General features: G+C 37.4%; 15 protein-coding genes and 1 tRNA gene. 11 read left to right on the top strand and 5 right to left on the bottom strand.

What is annotated here, in order from left to right:
- From IW22_RS22625 to IW22_RS23885, 5 genes are all read left to right on the top strand, one after another.
- A partial coding sequence (locus IW22_RS22625; protein WP_034731724.1) for a T9SS type A sorting domain-containing protein occupies positions 1 to 351 on the top strand: 351 nt, incomplete at its 5' end.
- Positions 348 to 3,686: a hypothetical protein gene (locus IW22_RS22630; RefSeq protein ID WP_034731726.1), complete on the top strand. Its 3,339-nt coding sequence runs from the start codon at positions 348 to 350 to the stop codon at positions 3,684 to 3,686. The genes IW22_RS22625 and IW22_RS22630, both read left to right, overlap by 4 nt.
- 8 nt (positions 3,687 to 3,694) lie before the next feature.
- Positions 3,695 to 4,498: a DUF6443 domain-containing protein gene (locus IW22_RS23875; protein WP_051891362.1), complete on the top strand. Its 804-nt coding sequence runs from the start codon at positions 3,695 to 3,697 to the stop codon at positions 4,496 to 4,498.
- A complete protein-coding gene (locus IW22_RS23880; protein ID WP_051891363.1) occupies positions 4,486 to 5,661 on the top strand; it encodes a hypothetical protein in 1,176 nt (391 codons plus the stop codon). The genes IW22_RS23875 and IW22_RS23880 overlap by 13 nt, the downstream gene beginning before the upstream one ends.
- Positions 5,589 to 7,022: an RHS repeat domain-containing protein gene (locus IW22_RS23885; RefSeq protein ID WP_081874014.1), complete on the top strand. Its 1,434-nt coding sequence runs from the start codon at positions 5,589 to 5,591 to the stop codon at positions 7,020 to 7,022. Before IW22_RS23880 ends, IW22_RS23885 begins: the two co-directional genes overlap by 73 nt.
- A gap of 700 nt (positions 7,023 to 7,722) precedes the next feature.
- On the opposite strand, the gene IW22_RS22645 is transcribed toward IW22_RS23885, so the two are convergent.
- The 3 genes from IW22_RS22645 to IW22_RS22655 all read right to left on the bottom strand — a co-directional run bounded on the left by IW22_RS22645 (position 7,723) and on the right by IW22_RS22655 (position 14,575).
- A complete protein-coding gene (locus IW22_RS22645; RefSeq protein WP_051891365.1) occupies positions 7,723 to 8,757 on the bottom strand; it encodes a phytase in 1,035 nt (344 codons plus the stop codon).
- A gap of 4 nt (positions 8,758 to 8,761) precedes the next feature.
- Positions 8,762 to 11,572 carry a TonB-dependent receptor gene (locus IW22_RS22650; RefSeq protein ID WP_051891366.1) on the bottom strand — a complete coding sequence of 937 codons (2,811 nt, stop codon included), beginning with the start codon at positions 11,570 to 11,572 and terminating at the stop codon, positions 8,762 to 8,764.
- A gap of 402 nt (positions 11,573 to 11,974) precedes the next feature.
- Positions 11,975 to 14,575 (bottom strand): S8 family serine peptidase, encoded by a 2,601-nt coding sequence (locus IW22_RS22655; protein ID WP_034731730.1) that lies wholly within the window; start codon positions 14,573 to 14,575, stop codon positions 11,975 to 11,977.
- A gap of 421 nt (positions 14,576 to 14,996) precedes the next feature.
- Between IW22_RS22655 and IW22_RS24750 the strand changes: the two genes are divergently transcribed.
- The 6 genes from IW22_RS24750 (at position 14,997) to IW22_RS22680 (ending at position 18,390) form a co-directional block, all read left to right on the top strand.
- A complete protein-coding gene (locus IW22_RS24750; RefSeq protein ID WP_262483644.1) occupies positions 14,997 to 15,131 on the top strand; it encodes a hypothetical protein in 135 nt (44 codons plus the stop codon).
- Between the two features lie 77 nt (positions 15,132 to 15,208).
- Positions 15,209 to 15,781: a DUF6624 domain-containing protein gene (locus tag IW22_RS22660; RefSeq protein WP_034731732.1), complete on the top strand. Its 573-nt coding sequence runs from the start codon at positions 15,209 to 15,211 to the stop codon at positions 15,779 to 15,781.
- An 81-nt stretch (positions 15,782 to 15,862) separates the two neighbouring features.
- The gene (locus IW22_RS22665; protein WP_034731733.1) at positions 15,863 to 16,219 is read left to right on the top strand and encodes a DoxX family protein; all 357 of its coding nucleotides are present in this window, start codon (positions 15,863 to 15,865) and stop codon (positions 16,217 to 16,219) included.
- Positions 16,216 to 16,644, top strand: a complete 429-nt coding sequence (locus tag IW22_RS22670; protein WP_051891367.1) for a hypothetical protein — start codon at positions 16,216 to 16,218, stop codon at positions 16,642 to 16,644. The genes IW22_RS22665 and IW22_RS22670 overlap by 4 nt, the downstream gene beginning before the upstream one ends.
- 189 nt (positions 16,645 to 16,833) lie before the next feature.
- Positions 16,834 to 16,921, top strand: a tRNA-Ser gene (locus IW22_RS22675).
- Between the two features lie 251 nt (positions 16,922 to 17,172).
- Positions 17,173 to 18,390 (top strand): site-specific integrase, encoded by a 1,218-nt coding sequence (locus tag IW22_RS22680; RefSeq protein WP_034731734.1) that lies wholly within the window; start codon positions 17,173 to 17,175, stop codon positions 18,388 to 18,390.
- Positions 18,391 to 18,514: 124 nt separating this feature from the next.
- On the opposite strand, the gene IW22_RS24520 is transcribed toward IW22_RS22680, so the two are convergent.
- A complete protein-coding gene (locus tag IW22_RS24520; protein ID WP_165571919.1) occupies positions 18,515 to 18,664 on the bottom strand; it encodes a hypothetical protein in 150 nt (49 codons plus the stop codon).
- Positions 18,665 to 18,793: 129 nt separating this feature from the next.
- On the bottom strand, positions 18,794 to 19,054 hold the full coding sequence (locus tag IW22_RS24565) for a hypothetical protein (RefSeq protein WP_185113588.1): 261 nt from the start codon (positions 19,052 to 19,054) through the stop codon (positions 18,794 to 18,796).
- Positions 19,055 to 19,099 lie beyond the last annotated feature (45 nt).

A 19,099-nucleotide genomic window follows, 5' to 3' on the forward strand; every position in this document is an offset into this window, starting at 1 on the left:
TTAAACAGAGATGGTTCAATTATCCTGGCAGGAACCAGTGCTGAAGAACTTGGAAAAGAGAACTGGAAGATCGTGAAGCTTGGAGATGGTCAGATCAACAAACTCATAGAAAAACAAGACATTAAGATCTATCCGAATCCGGTTTCAGATTATGCTTATGTAGAAATAGGTTTCGACTTTAATGAAGCAGATATTATCCTGTATGATATGGGTGGAAGACAGCTTCAGAGCTTGAAAACGAAGAATAAAGTAACGAAGATCAATACGCAGAATCTGATTCAGGGAGCTTATTTGGTGACGATTAAAACGGATACGAACAAAACAGCGAATGCTAAACTGATTAAGAAATGATAAAAATTACCCCCATTATATTCACTCTATTTATTTATCAGAGTGTAAATTCTCAGCGTCATTTAGGAAATGAAATGACCAACATTGTTCCGCCATCACCTCAGTCAGAACAAATGACGACTTACGGAAATCAACCGTTAAATGAGTACAAAGGAATGGCTCAGATCAGTATTCCGATTACAGGAATAAAGGAAAAAGACCTCTTCAACAATATTGAACTGAGATATTCAAAATTAGGAGTTAAAGTAAATGATGTCCCCAATAATGTGGGAGCCAGCTGGCTTCTTGATATGGGAGGAGTTATTACAAGGACAATATATGATTTCCCCGATGAGATGCGAATTCCTGCCAAAAGATTGATTTTTGAAAATTTATATGGAATCAATACCCTGACCCAATCACCCAACGGTTCGGCAAATGCAGCTTTGCTGAATTCATATGTTAAGGATGCCACTCTTGATAATGAAGTTGATGTATTTAATATTTCAGTTAATGGACTTACCGGCAGCTTTTATTTAGACAAAGATTTGAATCCCGTATTATTGGCAGATACTCATCAGTTCAAGATCCAGACGGTAGGAGATTTTAAAACTACCCATGCGTTTATACTGACGACAAACGAAGGAATAAAATATTATTTCGGGGGAAGTACTGCTATTGAAAGAACATTTGTAAGAGATTCTCCGGAACTTGGAGGATATACGAGTTTTTATCTGACAAAAATTCAAAATGTCCAGGGAAGTGAACTGAATTTTGAGTATAAAAATAACGGTCCGACGAGTACTCCTATATCAGAAACTGAATATAAGACGATCCGAACTCAGACTTTTCAGGATTGTGAAAATCCTACAAGATCGTTGGGATTTAACAAAACTTATTCCGGTTTTGTTTTAAAAGTAAATGATTCCAGAGTTTTAACTGCTATTAAAGGTGAGCAGTCCAGCATTAAAATCAATTATGATCCTGCGGATGTTGACAAAATATTATCAATAGAAGTTTTTAACAGAAATAAAAAAAATAAGGAATTTGAATTTATTTATATAGATTCAACACCTAAGAAAAGATTCTTTTTATCAAATATTAAGATATATGATGTTGTAAACGATGCCAGAATATATAATAATGAATATGCTTTTGAATATAATGATCCACTTCGGATACCGGCAAGAATGGCTCGTGCTACAGATCTGTACGGTTATTATAACGGAAATAGTGGGCCTACTTTAGTTCCCAATCTCAATTTACTGATTGGTGACGGAACTCAAACTGATTTTCCCGGGCTGGCAGGGCTGGCTGACAGAAGATCAAATTTTGAGTATGCTGTAAAAGGTACCCTGAAATCAATAACTTATCCTACCAAAGGAAAAACATTATATGAATATGAAGGATTAGGCCAGAAAAGTATTGTCTATGGCAGTCAGGGCGCAATGCTGGATGCCGACGAAATTCCTGCCAATATAGAGAATACTTCATTTCTTAATGGAAATGAGATCATGGATGATAAAATCAGTGTGACATTATATATCTCCCAACATATGGTAAGTGGTCCTCCGGCCAATTATACAGCCAACTTTAAAATACTGGATGCTGTTACCAATGAAGTCTTAAAAGATCAGAATTTGCTTTTACCTAAGCCTATTTTTGGACAGGAGGGACCGTCTCAAAAAACAGTTGTTTTTGATTTTGCCACTGTAAAAAACAGACAGTATAAATTTGTTATGAAACTGCTAAGAACCAACTATCATGATATAGGCGATTATCTGGTTGTTTATAAGAATAAATACAAAGAGGTAAACAATGTGGGGCTACGATTAAAAAGAATATCTGATTTTGATGGCGTTAATACGACGAATATTAAAAGATTGTATTACTCTTCATTTGATGATATTAATAAACCTGACCTTCTTCCTGACAATCTTTATCAGATAGGTGGATATACAACTTATATTTATGATATAGCCGGCTGTTCGAATGGGAATGGAACTCCTTTATTTTACCCTAAAGCTATTCAACAGTCTATTCTTTCATCACAAAACTCAAACGACTATTTTGATCAGTCACCTTCTTTTCCGGTAGTTACGATTAGTTATGGAGGAGATAATTTTGAAAAAGGCGGAGAAGAAAAAAGATTTATAAACGGAGTATTTGATGGGACGGATGGTTTTTATGCACCGCCACCTCCTGCTACGGGAACAACCTTCTTTGGAGATGCTTCTGATTTAAGTATAATTACGGGTTCTGCTGTAAAAGATTTTAATCGTAATGTTTTATACGAAGATTATAATGGTAAGCTAATAGAAAATAGGGTTTTTTCAAGTTTAAATAATGGAAAAGCCTATATGAAACAAAAAACTGTTTTTAACTATGATTTTATAGAGACTAAAACGGTTTACAATCTTATGGGGAAATCAGTGTATGAGCAGTTTTTCTTCGGAGCAGGAGAGGACCCGAATAACCTTGTGACCAATTTGGCTCTATTTTATCTTCCGAGAAAGTCTTATTCTGTTCCTCTGAATAATAAGACAGAAACCCTATATTTTGAAAATGTTCCGGTAGATACGGATGACGATTCTTCCTATAAAAAGTCTACCACGACTACGAATTATTTCTATAATAATCCGCTTCATTATCAGGTGACCCAGCAAAAAACAACCTATCCGGATAATACAGTGTCTACATCCGACTTTGCATACGCTCACGAAAAGGGAAATCAAAGACTAATCAATGCCAATATGATAGGTGTTCCATTGGAGACAGAGACTAAAGAAAACGGAAAATTAGTCAATAAATCAGAAACAAAATATGACAGCCCAATCCATTTACTGCCAACGTCTGCATTGTCATTTGATTTACAGAATCCAGCTACAGGTTCTACAGAACTTACTTATGACCAATATGATTCAAAAGGAAACCTGCAGCAGTATACGACAAAAAATGGTCTTTCCACAACCATCATTTGGGGCTACAACAAAACCCAGCCTATCGCTAAAATCGAAGGGGCAAAACTTTCAGATATCAGTCAATCGTTAATTGACAATGTAGTCAATGCCTCAGACAATGATGCTCAATTGGGTACAGATGCTTCCGAACTGTCACTGATAACAGCGTTAGATACGTTCAGAAATAATTCTGCATTATCGGGTTATCAGATAAGTACGTATACTTACAATCCACTAATTGGAGTTACCAGTATCACCTCTTCATCCGGCATCCGGGAAATTTATACTTATGACACTGCTAATCGACTGAAAGAAGTAAAACAACTGGATAAATATAATGATGGAGCACCTGTCTACAAAATCGTGAAAGAATACCAATACAATTATAAAAACTAAACACAGACATGAAAAAAATAATCATTCCCATCGGTTTTTTGTTGATGGCTCATTCGGCGCATGCTCAGCTTACCCAGGGAGAAAACTATGTGTATTCTAAATCTTATCTTGATTATAATGTGGGCGGACAACCGACAAAGACCTCAGAAACTGTACAGTATTTCGATGGTTTGGGAAGAGCCAAACAGGTGGTTAATGTAAAAGCTTCTCCCTTAGGAAGAGATGTCGTTACCCATATAGAATACGATGCATTTGGAAGACATGTTCTGGATTTTCTTCCTGTTCCTCAGGCTGGAACTCAAAACGGAGGAATTGTTCCTTCTTCATTAGCCAATGCGACCCAAGCCGATATTTACGGATCAGAAAAGATCTTTTCAGAGAAAATATTTGAAAACTCTCCATTAGACAGGATTTTAGCCCAGAAAAACCCAGGAACATCCTGGAATGATAAACCTGTCACATTCGGATATGATGCTGTTACAGTAGGAGATGGAGTAAGAAAATTCACCACCGTAACCACATGGGAAAATGGGGCGACTAAATCTGTTTTGGGAGAAAACTGGCTTTATACCGACAATCAGCTTTATAAAAATACCGTAACCGATGAAGATGGTAATAAAACCATAGAATTCAAAAACGGAAAAGGACAGACTATCCTGCTGAGAAAAGTTGTAAACAGTACCGACAATGCAGATACCTATTATGTGTATAACGAATATGATCAACTTGCATTTGTTCTCCCTCCAATCGCCTGCATGCGTGGCGATATTGTTTCTAATACAGTAAAGCATGACGAACTTTGTTATCAGTAAAAAAACGCTATGACGGGAGAGGCAGATTGGTTGAAAAGAAGCTTCCCGGAAAAGGCTGGGAGTTTATGGTGTATGATAAACAGGACAGATTAGTAGCTACTCAGGATGCGAATTTAAATGCAAAAGGGCATTGGCTGTACACCAAATATGACCAGTTCGGAAGAGTTGCCCTTACAGGAATAAGTACAGGCGGATCAAGATCTGCTGAACAGTCCCTGGCCAATCTTCAGAATTCAAATAATGTAGGCCGGATCAGTACAGTGCTATTTAACAGGCAGGGTATGGATGTCTATTATGACAATCCTGAAAACACATACCCCAAATCTCCGACCTGGGTTAAATTACTGTCTTTAAACTATTATGACAGCCTTCCGGGCTACAGTTTCAATCCTTCGGTTTCAGATGTTTTGGGAGAGCCTGTTCTTACAGGTACAGTATCTGCAGGCAGAAGCACCAAAGGCCTTCCGGTGATGAGTCTTGTCAAGAATATCGAAGATGATAACTGGACCAAGAATTATACCTATTACGACACCAAAGGCCGACCGGTTGGCACCCATTCCATCAACTACCTTGGAGGATATACTAAGACAGAATCCAAACTGGATTTTTCAGGCGTTCCCCAGACCGTTATTACAAGGCATAGAAGAGGAGCTAATGAAACAGAAAGAATCATCACTGAAAACTTCACTTATGACCATCAAAACAGAGTATTGGTTCACAAACATCAGGTAGACGGAAATCCTGAAGAAATTCTGTCTCAGAATAAATACAATGAGCTTTCCCAGCTCGAATCTAAAAAAATAGGGGGATCCGATGCCGTATCTCCACTTCAGACCGTAGATTACAAATACAATATCAGAGGCTGGATGACCCAGATCAATGATCCTGCGAGTTTAGGAAATGATTTGTTTGGATATAAAATCAAATACAATCAGGTAGAAGGTCTGGAAAGCCCCAATACAGATTATACAGATCTGAAAGTAAAACCCAGGTATAACGGGAATATTGCAGAAGTAGACTGGAGAACTTCCACAGCTCCCAACGATAAAAAAAACTTTGGGGAAATACCACAGCAGCTCTTATCAACAATATGGGGTATGCATATGAGGGTAACAGGCTTATTTCAGTTACGGATGCTATCCCCAATTTCGTTGGGTATGTAGGTGGTGAAATGAAGTATGACGAGAATGGGAATATGACAAAAAATCCGGACAAAGAGCAGGAGATTTCTTATAATTTTCTGAATCTGCCTTCTGTTATTTCTATAGGTACCGGAAGGAGAAGCTCTTTTGTAAATTATATGTATAGAGCAGATGGAGTTAAACTGCGAAAAGACCATAATACATCCATAGGTATAGTAACGACGGATTATCTGGATGGATTTCAGTATGCACCTGAACCGGCATGCTTATTATGTCCTCCTAATTTAGGTGTTCTTCAGTTTGTGCCCACTTCGGAAGGTTATTTTGATTTTATCAAAAATAAGTATATTTACAATTATGCGGATCATTTAGGAAATACAAGGGTAAGTTACATGAAAGGAAGTTCAGGAATAGAGGTCATTGCGGAGAATAACTACTATCCATTTGGATTACAGCATGAAGGGTACAATATTGTGGGTGCCAATCCTCAGTATCAGTATAAGTACAATGGAAAAGAGCTTCAAACCGAATCTGGTATGTATGATTATGGAGCGAGGTTCTATATGGCAGATTTGGGAAGATGGGGTGTTGTGGATCCGCTGGCGGAGAAGATGAGAAGATATAGCCCTTATAATTATGCGTTTAATAATCCTATTAGGTTTATTGATCCGGATGGAAGACAAGCAGATGATTTTGTTAAAAGAAAAGACGGATCTATCTATTGGGATAAAAATGCGAATAACCAAGCTACTACAAAATCAGAAGAAACTTACTTAGGGAAAGAATTAACATTCAAATTCAATAGTTATATTGATGCAAAAAGATGGGATGGTCCCAATAGTAAAGCTCCGGGAGATAAGCTTACAAGTACAGTTATTTTAACTGCTAGAGAAAATGATGCAGGGGAATTAACAAGGTTAGTTGGAGAAGCTTCTTATGAAGTTGGATCTACACCTATTGGAACTGCACGAGATTATTATCCTGGTGAAGGAGGAAATAATAATGTATTTAATTTAACAAGTACTTCAACTGGAATTAATGTTAATTATGAACAGCATGCAAGCGTTTCTTGGCAGGAAGAATCAGGAATGAACTTGATGGGGTTTAAAATTGTAGATGTTGCTCAAAAATTGGATATCAATTACAACAGTAGTAATGGTAATCTTTCCGTAGAAGCTTCAACAAATATATTTCCTTCCGCTAATTTAACTGTTTCTGGTAATGGAAATACTTCTACACTGATGCAATATAACCAACCTTCATTCCCAGGAACACATAGGGCGCCAGACTCAAAAACAGAAAGAAATTATGGAAGAGGCGGCGTATCTACTCCTAGAAAAGATTTTTCATACTACCCTTCAAGATTTTATAAGAGAAATTAATATGATAAAACCTGCTTTTTCAAATATTCTGTTTTATATATTCATAAAATATTTATTGTTTTATATTTTTATGATGTTTAAAAATAACGATTACTATCTTATAAATCCAGGGATTAGGGATAGTACTGATTTATTTTATTATTTATGGTCATTCTTGTCTTTTCCGGTCTTAATAAGTATTCTTTTTTCTATGCCTATTTATTTTTCGTTTAACATAAAAAGGTTAGTACATTTTATCCTCGTTAATATTTTGTTTTTAATAATAGAATATTTATTATACACTTATTTTATTTCCCAATTAGATTTAATGAATGGTATTTATAATGGTATAATCGGAATTATTTTATTTGGGGTATTTTTCTACAAAACAATCCGATCAAAATTTACAGAAGCATAATGAAATAGGAATCTCCATCAATAACAAAACCATTGTAAAAACAGTGGTTTTGTTATTTTAGCCTCAATTAAAGTAAGAAAAATCTTCGGTAGAGACACTCAGATTATTTAGAGGATTTCCAGTGTGAATTTGGGTTGAAAAAAATGGTATATGAGTTAATACAACTTTTGGAATTTGCATTAATCAATATGTTGGAACAAACGTTTTTTTAACAAATCCACTTAAAAACTTAATATTAAAAATGTTTAAAAATAATAATGTAAAACTCTTATTTTCTTTGATGGGGTTTATCATTTTATTTATCTATTTTAATTCAGAATTCTGTGCTGCCTGAATTCTCTCCTCAATAACTCTCCAGTCATAAAAATGGAAAACCCTTCCATTGCTCATCGCTACGAATACTCCTTTAGGAAATTTCGGTCCTAAATTCACATTCGTTACTTCTGAACCATCGCTTTCGCTGGTAGAAACCGGGATTTCTGCAATTTTTCCCTTTGCCGGATTTTCTCTCAGATATACGTTAAAAGTATCTTTCTGTTGGTTGGAGACCAGGATGTAGCCTGTTTTTACTGAAGTCGGGTAGATGGAAATGCCTTCCACATCAGATTTAAAATCACCCTTTCCGAAAACCAAAAGCTCCTTATTGCCTTTCGCCGGATCTGCGTAATACTGATGCACACCAAACTGCTCATCAGAATAATAAATGTAGCCCATTTCATCATCTACAGCGATGCTTTCGATCTCTTTTAGCCCGCTGTATTTTCCAAATTTACGGATTACTTCACCTGTTATTTTCCCCTCTTTTTCAGAAAGTTGATACTGCCACAGATAGCCGTCAGCCGGACCGGATTTTCTTCCTACTACAGTATAAATTTCTCCTGTTACCGGATTTTTGTACATCGAAATTCCCATCGGATCACGTTCTGTTTCACCATCAAATACGGTAAACTGACCAACTTCCTTCAGATCAGGAAGACTGTAGATTTTTACGGTATTCGTTTCCCTTTCGGTTACGGCGGCAATGTCTGTTTTTTTTCCGTTTAGCATGAATCCATATTCAAGATCTACGTTGTTCGGACGCTTTAATCCCGGAACCTTATGGATGATTTTTCCATTCAGATCGAAGGCATAAAGTCCGCCATCCGTATCTTTATCGGTCCCTATGACGATACTTTTTGTGGCATCTTCAGGATTGATCCAGATCGCCGGATCATCCGTATCATGCATAACGGTTTCTGTGATAACGGAAGGTTGTATTTTTTTTCCTAAATGTTGAGTGCTGCAGCTTACCACAAAAGGCAGAACTGAAACAGCGAATATAAATGGTATCTTTTTCATGCGTTTAAAAATCAAATTTCACCCCTAAAGTGAATCTAGGTCTGTAATATTCAACCTGTGCGGTTCTGCTCTGAATTCCCTGATAATAACGTAACGGCTGATTAGTCAGATTATTGGCTTCTGCGAAAACCCTCAACTGGCTTGTGATCTTGTAGGAAGCATTCGCATCAAGGAAAACCTGCTTATCATAATAACGGTCTTCAAATGATTTACCACCCAGTTCATCAATATAATGAGAAGCATAATTCATAGAAACCCTTGCTGAAAAACGCTTGTTTTCCCATGAAAGCGATCCGTTGAACATATGCGGCGCAGCGCCCGGAAGGCCTACATCTGTTCTCTCAACGCCATCTTCATTCGTAATCCCTTTGGCTTTGGATTTTGTATAGGTATAGTTCACATAGACTCCAAGACCTTTCCAGAAGGCTCCCGGAATAAAGTCCAGCTGTCTCTGAAGTGCCACCTCGAAACCATAAATATCTACATTGTCACCGTTACGCTGCTGGGTAAATCTCCAGTTATTTTCTCCCGAAGGAATAGGGTTGGACTGTCCTGCAAAATCATTCGCGAAATCTTCGGTTGTATAATTTCTTCTTGAATACGTGTAAATAAAGTCTTTAAGATTCTTGTAAAATAAACCTCCGGAAAGTATCCCCACCGATTTAAAGTATTTCTCCGCCATAAAATCAAAATTATAAGCATATGTTGCCTTTAAATCCGGATTTCCGGCTGCGATGGTTTCATCTGCGGAAATAACATTAAGGTAAGGAACCAGTGAGTAGTAATTCGGACGGGCCAAAGCCGTTGTAAATGCTGCACGAAGTACCAGATCCTGAACCGGAACATATTTAAATGACAAATTCGGAAGTACATTGGTGTACGTATTGGTCCGGTTAATTTTTCCTGCCAGATCCTCTTCATTCAACACATAATTTCCTGTATAGTCAATTTTCGTTGTTTCAAAACGCGCTCCCAAAATCATTGAGAATTTGTCGCTGAAATCCTGATCCCATCTGATGTATCCTGCATAAATATTCTCCTTTGCGGTATAATTACTGGAAAGGAATTCTTCAGGTTTTGATTCTCCTTTAAATAAATTAGGATTAAACAGATCCAAACCACCGATGTAAGAAGGGTTCACGAAAGTTCCCGGAACATAATTCCCCGGTTGGAAATTTTGCCCGTCAAAATGAACCGTTGGAACAGACAGCAGACTTCCCATAGTATCTAAAGGTTCAAAAGCATAATAATCATTGTTTCGCTCTTTTTCCTTTAAACGCAGACGTAAACCTGCACGTAGCCTGCCTTTCTGATTCTCAATGACAGAAAACGGAAAACGCACATTCACCTTGGCACCAAACTCTTTTTCCTGCGTAAAGCTATTCGAATCCGAAAGGTCACTTAGCTGGTAAACGCCCAGATTATCTACAGAAAGGGGCGTGATCATTGGTCTTCCCGGATCACTCAGGTCCGAAGAAAAATTCATCTTTCCATTTTCAAACTCTATATATAGTTCGTGAGGTTTCTTTTCACTTGCCATAGCATAGTTCATAGACCAGTCAAGATCAATTTTTGAACCCAGAAGATGCTCTCCTCGTAAAGCATAATTCTGTACTTTCTGCCTTTCAAGACGTGTATTGTCATTATCAGAATCTCCACCCTTATTTTGTCTGGTAATGCTGCCTTTCCAGCCTGTGATCTCTGTTTCGTCACTGTTATAGACAGGTTTTACTTTATACCCTAATGCAAACCTGTTTTCCTTATCCGTTCTGAAATTGTACATCGCCGAAGCGTAGATCTTGTTTTTGGAATTAAATTCATAATCCATATTCAGATCAAAACTATGCCTGATACGATGTTCATTATAATAACGGACTCCCATTTTGCTCACGTAAGCGGTTTGTGCAGCATCGTTGGCAAGGCTCCACGTCGGTTCAATATTGTCTGATCCGAAATTATTATTGTTATAGGAGAAACTGAAAACAGCGCCCAGTTTCTTATTTAAAAAACGGTTTCCATAAACGAATCCTGCCGTATAATTTCCTTTTTCACGGATCGGATTATAACCTCCGGCTACCGTTGCTGAAATTCTCTGTCCGTTAGGGGAAGCTCTTGTGATCAGGTTTACAGAACCACCGATGGCATCGGCATCCATATCAGGTGTCAGGGTTTTATTTACCTCAATAGTAGAAATCATGTCCGACGGGATAAGGTCCATCTGAACATTCCGGTTATCTCCTTCTGCGGATGGAATTCTGTCACCGTTCAAGGTCACCGAATTCAGATTCGGGGCCAGACCACGGATAATCAGGTTTCTGGCTTCACCCTGGTCATTTTGTATCGTGATTCCCGGAACACGTTTTAAAGCATCCCCGATATTGGCATCAGGAAAACGACCGATCTGGTCGGATGAAATCACGTTGGTGATATTGGCATTGTTTTTTTGCTTATTCAGTGCTCTTGCCTGGTTTTTAAGAGTGGCCCCGGTAACAACCACTTCTGCAATAGTAGTTTCTTTTCTGGTGAAAATAATGTTTTGCTTTGTATTCTTTTCAGCTTCTACACTTACATTGTATTCACTGGTTCCGTAGCCCAGATAATCTACCTTCATCGTATAGTTTCCGGGAGGAACGTTTAGAAAGACGAAGTTTCCATGATCATCCGAGGTGGTATAAATATTTCCCGGTACCAGAGAAATTTTTGCGCCCGGCAGGGATAACTTTGAATCATCATTGAGAGTTCCGGAGACAGTCCCGGTCTGTGCATAGAAAAACAGAGATGCACAAAATAAAACAGAGGTAAAAATTTTCTTCACTTTATACAGTATATTAAATCTGAACAAAATTAAACGTCTGTTTGGAGAGCGGCCTGAAATATAGATTACGATTGTTTTAAGGATTTGTGAACAGATTGCAGGAATTTAGCTTTAAACCTAGAAAAACCGGCCTTGGTATAAATTAAATCTTATACCCGGCCGGCTGAAAAAATACTTTAAAAAATTACTAGAATCTATTTTGGGGTGTAGTGTTTTTTTAATTAATTTTTAGACAACTTAAAATTCAGTATCTGCTGATATCAAATAGTACTTTATCTTTATTGTGATTGCAGTTTTGATACGTTGAGAAAAGAACCGGCCATGATGTAACTAAGCATTAACATTAAATCTGGCCGGTTAAAAAAATATATTAAAATTTGCTAAAATGAAGCATGTTAAAGGTTACTGTTTAATGAATTTCTGACTAAGCTTTTGGCTGTCACTATCTACCGAAAGAATATAAGCTCCCGCCGGAATACGGGAAATATTAATGATATTCTCACCATTTACAGCGCTTTGTATAAGAACCTGTTTTCCGGAAGCGTCATAAATTCTGATGACAGATGCTTTCTCTCCCTTCACAGTAAGACGTACATTGATTTGATCTTGAGCAGGATTAGGATATACTTTGAGCTGATCTGTATGACCTGAAGATAATTCCGGGTGGACAACAGCAAAAACTGAATTGGTTGAATTACCTGTCACTCGAAGTTTATAACAGCTGTTAGCATTAAAACTCTGATAACCATATATTTTTAAATAATAAGTTCCAGCGCCTAACGTTTTTGATATCTGTTCATTGCTTGTGCCTCCTTGTTCAGATAAGGCTAGTCTGGTACCAGTGCTGTTTTGTACTTCAATATCTATATCATGGGAAAGCTCTGTAAGACTAAAGGTGTATGTTCCCTGTGGTACTGTTATTTTATAGTAATCCAGATCACCGTTGGTTCCGATAGCAGCTTTATAGTCCGTATTTGAACTGATAGTGTAAGCTGAAGCTAGAGTATTATTATTTTCGTAAGCCTGTGCACAAGATGTAGCCGGATTGGCTGCTGTTGTAAACCCTGCCGATGCATATGCGCTGGATACCGTTGCACTGCAGTTGGCCTTTATTCTCCAGTCATAGCTGGCTGCTGAAGTGAGTCCTGATATGGTAGTGGTAGTAGCAGTACCTGTATAACCTGTTGTCCAGTTGCTGGCAGAACTTGATTTGTATTCTACAGTGTATCCTGTGTTAGCAGATGTAGAAGCTGTCCATGAAAGCGTTACTCCGCTGGCTGAAATATTGCTGCTGGCCAGATTGGTAGGTACGCTGCATGTTGGGGTTACAGGAGTAGTCCCCGGGGTTGAAGTTTTACCTGTTACGATCAGGGTGTAATTTTGAGAGCCTCCGGCTAAAGTACCTTTATGACTTACAATTACTGAATACTGTCCTGCAGGAAGAACTCCGGCATCTACACGTTCAAAATTATCACTGTTATTGTCCTGTTTATTATTAGTAGATCTGGAAGTAAGTGCCCAAGGATAATAAGTTTGTCCGTTTGCGCTTACAATGCGGAGATCGAGGTCATTCACAAGCCTTTTGGTAGTGCTGTTCAGATCACTGCTTGAGGTTTGTGTGGTACCGCGACGATCATACCATGAAATTGAAGCAGTTACCGGATTGATCCCGTCTGCATTGATGGATAGGGTTTGCGTACCTCCGGCTGATAATGTTTTGTCGGAAATAAGAGCTGTGGTATTGCGGTTGGTGATGGTTTGTGCCATTTTTTTGGCGTTAAGTAATCCCCATCCGAAATTCACATCAGGTCCTGCTGCTCCTGCATCATCGGCAGTATGCAGTGCTAAACCTTTCAATGCGGCCCCCAACATAAAGTTTCCAGTCTGATTTTTGAAATGTTCATTGACTAACACCAGCGTTCCCGTCACATTAGGGGATGCCATTGAAGTACCGCTAAATGAATTATAAGCACTATTGGAAGAAGAAACGGTTGAATATACATCTGTGCCGTTTCCGGTGATATCCGGTTTGATTCGAAGATCATCTGTAGGACCCTCGCTGCTTGTGGAATTAATGGACACAGAAACCAAGTCACCTGCACTATCGATATTAGCGTCGTTGGCATTGGCTACTACAATTACATTTTTTGAAGTAGAACGATCACTGAGGTTATCGAAAACACTTGAGGAACCACCCCCTATAGGATTGGGATTATAGCCACTTCCTCCACTATTTCCAGCTGCTTTACACAGAACATAATAAGGAGCATTAAACAGAATGTCATCATATTGGGCAGACTCTTCGATATAAGCTCCATAAATCCATTCCAAATTGTGTTGTCTTATTAATCTAGGATCAGCTCCATAAGAATGATTAGAAATAATAAGAGCCTGTGCTGCTTCACTGGCCATTTCACCAGTATCATTATTCCATTCAAATGATTTGAGTTTAGCCTTAGGAGCCATACCTTTAGCAGCAGCATTCACACCTGCAGCAGCAATAGTTCCACCTACATGCGTAGCATGTTTATTGCCATCTGTATCTCCAGCTGGATTTCCATTATCTCCAGCGGTTACACGGTTTCCAAATTCCTGATGAGTTGCACGGATCCCATCACCATCCCAGACATTTACCTGAATGTTTTCTCCATCCAGATTCAATCCTAAAGAGCCTCCTGAATTTAAGTGGTTAGCTCTTGTGGATTTCGCTGCTGCTACATTGTTATTGGTATAGTAGAAAGGTTTTCCACCAATGATCTTCATTAATTCCTGCATAGAACCATCTCTGTTATTGATAATTACAGGAATATTATTTTTCTTAGCGAATTCCAATGCTTCTTTTTTTTCACGGGTGAATTGTTCCGTGTATTTCTTGGATAGATTTTGAAGTGCAGAAACATTGGTTTCCTTAATGATTTCAGCTCTCTCTTTCTGAGTCTGAGCATGGGTGATTGTGAGGCCGGTTACAAGTAGAGCACCCAGCAGAATGGATTTTTTTTTCATACAAATTGTCTTTTTAAAGTAGATTAGTCAGAGTTTAAATAATGATAAACATCTTCTGATCCAAATCTAATGTTTAGTACATGAGGTTTTTACATCCGGGCGACTGAGCTAATAATAAATATTTATTAAATTATTGTTTTTTAGTACTTTAGGTATTTTTGAGTTAACAATAAAATATCTTATTTATAGGCTTTTTGTAGATTAAAACACTTATTGAAGATAATAATGACCTGCCCATATCACTATAAAGTGAAGGATTTGTTTTAAAACTGGATTGAAATATTCAATTTTAGGATAAATCCGATCTTTTATTTCCAAAACAGGAGAACTTATAATTAAAATCAGCCAGTATAGCAAGGATATTTGAAAATTTTTTGGCAATTTTCAATTAAAAAAAATAATAACCCTAAAATAGATAAGTATGAAGGATAAGCCAGTGGAAGCCCTATTGAATAAGAAATACTCTCTTTGGCTTTCATCAAAAGAATATAAGTCCAAACAATACCTCCATACTAATGGAGATGAAATCGCTGCACTGCGAAATGATAATATTTAAAAAGGACGAATTCAGTAAATTAACCACTTTGAAATTTTTAGATTATTCAGTTAGAATTATTAAACTTAAAAAGAAGAATGAACCAAGTATTGTCAAAAGAATTAATTGAACTGGCCGAAAAAGATCTGTCAGTAAGAGAGAAACTGGCTTCTGAAGGTACGCTTTTCGGAAGGTATCACCCTGAAATGGAGGAGGTTCACAGCCATAATGCAAAACGGCTTCGTGAGATTATCAGAGAAATTGGATTTCCAACCATTTCAAAAGTAGGAGAGAAGGCAAGTGATGCCGCGTGGCTGGTTATTCAACATGCTATTGGTGAGCCTGAATTCCTTCAAACGTGTTATGATCTGATGATTGAAAATAATGGTGATATTAATCCTTCCAATATCGCTCTTCTGTATGACAGAATCCAGGTTTTTCAGAGCAAACCGCAACGGTATGGTACACAGCTGACCGCAGAAGGAACTATTTATCCTGTAGAAGATAAGAGTACTCTGAATAATGGACGAACACAGATGAATTTGCGCCTTTTATCTCAGGAAGAAATCGACAGAATTCCTTTAATAGAAGATATTCCGGAGATAGACGCAAAAGACCCGGATTATACGGTATGGAGAATAAAAACCGGATGGATTTCCCAGATAAGATAAGGCATGAAATTTAAATAATTTCCGAAAAATTCACCATAGATCAGTCATTTATTTACTGCATATTTGTATAAAAGCAAATAAATGATTTTAAAAATTATCAATTCTCTACTTATTCTGACTGCTGTTTTTATGGGAATAAAACAGGGAACAGCTATGGTGATGGGCAAGCCTGAAATGACGGCTATGTTTGGAAAATGGGGCTTTAGCAAAACCGGACTGATGATCAATGGAGCAATAACCATTCTCGCTGCGATACTGATTCTATTTCCCAAAACATTTGTCTGGGGAAATTTTCTGATGGCCGCCGGAATATTATTGATTATGTGTTTTCAGCTTCAGGACAGAGATTTTAAAGGAGCGATGATTGAAATTCCGTTTCTTATGCTGAATCTGCTCATTATTTATCTCCAGCATCCTTTAAAACAAGAGGTCTTATGATCAGAAACTTTGCTATTGTAGCTGTTATTTCCCTGTCATGTATGGCATGTGGACAAACGAAGAAGAAAGAGTATCAAAAAACAATTACAACACAAAAACAAAACAATATGGATCTATCAAAAATAACAGATGACACAGTGAAACAGGCCATTCAGGCATTGCAGGATGGAAATCAGAGCTGGTACACCTTCTTCACTGAGAATCCTGTGATGACCGATGACGGCAATACCATAGATTTTAAATCATTTTTTTCCAATGCTTTGGGAAAAGAAAAATTTCTCAGTATAGACAAAGTGGAAAATGATAGCAAAGATATTTATGGAAATTTCGAAGCAGGGAAGTGGGGTACATTTCACACGTTCTTTAAATTTCACAAAAATAATGAAGGAAAATTTGACAGATTGGATATCGGCCAGGCAAAATAAACCGAATCTTTGAATTTTATTCATTATCAGATCGTTGTAAATGCCTGCTGTGTATGGGAATTCTTATAAATAGAAGCATGTATGATTTCGTGAATCAATGTTTTTTCAGAAAGTGTAAAAAATATTTTGTCAGTTTCAAAAAACGTTATATATTTGCACCACTGAAAACAACGGTATAACCGTGATTCAGGAGAGATGGCAGAGTGGTCGATTGCGATAGTCTTGAAAACTATTGACTGTAACAGGTCCGGGGGTTCGAATCCCTCTCTCTCCGCCAATTGGGGAACCAAAATAAGCTAAAACGCTGTAAACATCAATGTTTACAGCGTTTTTTGTTTTTACGCTAGAGTCAAAAAAAATCAAAATAGGTCACGATTTATATGACCTTTTTAGTGACCCATCCTGAAAATTTCAAAATAGGTCACGAAAAATTCAGGGAAGCCCGACCAATAGGCAGTCTAACGATTGTACATCTTGCAAAAAGTGGTAACAAAAACTAAATTATTAAACAATTAAAGTTACCACACAATGAACAAAACATTCAACCTGTTATTCTTTATAAAAAAGAATAAAATCCGAACAAACGGAACAGCACCTATCTACTTACGAATCACGATAGATGGCAAGGCAGCGGACATTGCCGCTAAAAGGTACATCGACCCACAGAAATGGGATGGTAAAGCACACAAGGCACTAGGTAATACCCAAGAAGCCAAAACACTGAACCTCTATCTTAAAACTTTGGAACAGCGAGTTTACGATTCTCATTACCTGATGCTGAAAGAAGAAGACTTTGTAACATCAGAGAGTTTAAAATCTAAACTACTTGGAACCGATATTTCCACAAGAATGCTCATTCCTATTTTTCAGGATCACAATGATAAAGTAGAAGCCCTGGTTGGTCAGGATTTTGCGCCTGGAACATTGGAGCGCTATAAAACATCGTTAAAGCATACGCAGGAATTTCTAATCTGGAAATATCAAACTTCTGATATTGACATTACAAAGATTGATCACGCTTTTATTATGGATTATGACTTCTGGCTTCGAAGTGTGCGTAAATGCGCAAACAATACTGCGGTAAAGTATATCAAGAATTTCAAAAAGATCATTCGGTTATGTATGGCAAATGGATGGCTCTCAAAAGATCCTTTTCTAAGCTACAAAGCAAAGCTTAAAGCTATTGAACGACCATATCTTACTAAAGAAGAAATTCAGACGATTTATGAAAAGGAATTTGCGTCAGACAGATTAAACCAAGTACGTGATATTTTTCTTTTTAGTTGTTATACAGGTTTCGCATATATTGATGTAAAGAAATTGTCTAAATCTAACGTCAATATTGGGATAGATGGTGACAAATGGATATTCACGCATCGTCAGAAAACGGATACCTCAACCAGAGTTCCGTTATTACCTTTAGCACAGGAGCTGATTTTAAAATATGAAGACCACCCAGAATGTGTAAATTCAAATGTCTTGTTTCCCGTTCTCAGTAATCAGAAAATGAATTCCTATCTCAAAGAAATTGTGAACGTCTGTGGAATTAATAAAGAGTTGACATTTCATATCGCAAGACATACATTTGCGACTACTGTTACATTATCTAATGGTGTTCCGATTGAAAGCGTAAGCAAAATGCTCGGTCATACGAATATAAAAACTACTCAGCATTATGCGAAGATCTTGGATAAGAAAGTGAGTGATGATATGTCAGTTTTAAGGGGGAAACTTCAAAGTAGATAGGAAATAAAATGTTTAGGATAAGAACTGGTAGTTAAAGATGAGCTTTAAAGTATTTTTCTAATCAATATCCAAAAAAAATAAAAATCCCAACGAAAGTTGGGATTTAAAATAAAATAGACAAAACTTATTTCGATTCCCCTGGTTTGTGAACATGAGGTTTCAAAGCCGGATGTTTAGGTTTTGTTTCTGGCGTTACTCGTTGTCTTCTGTCTGGTGTTCCATCTGCTTTATCAGGTTTTGGGCCAGGCTTGATCGCTTCAACTGTTGTACTCATAATAAATAATTTATTGGTTAATATGAGTAAAAGTAATTTGGTTTTTCCTAATTAGATTACGGGAATCCGTATTCCACAAAAATATTTTTAAATACAACTTAATTACTGTTGCTGTAAATGGTCAGCTTATCATTTACTTTCCCTTGGCGAGCTTATAGGTAAAAAAGTTTTCTTGTCTTCAAGATTCCAGGTGGCAAGTTCTTCAGACACTTCTGCCGGATGTTTTTTACTAATATTGCGAAGCGCATTTCCAACAGACTTTCTGAGATATTCGCTGTCTTCTGATTTGTGTGGGCTGATAAGATGGATAGCCACTTTAGGATGTTCCTTAAAATAGGGTCTTCCTGTCAAAATCCGAAGTCCCTCGATCGTGGGGGATCGGCGAGCCATATTTTAATCTTGGGAAGACTTTTCTCGTAGCCTCTCATACTGCAC

Origin of the sequence: Chryseobacterium sp. JM1 (assembly GCF_000737715.1) — a bacterium.
Taxonomy (GTDB): domain Bacteria; phylum Bacteroidota; class Bacteroidia; order Flavobacteriales; family Weeksellaceae; genus Chryseobacterium.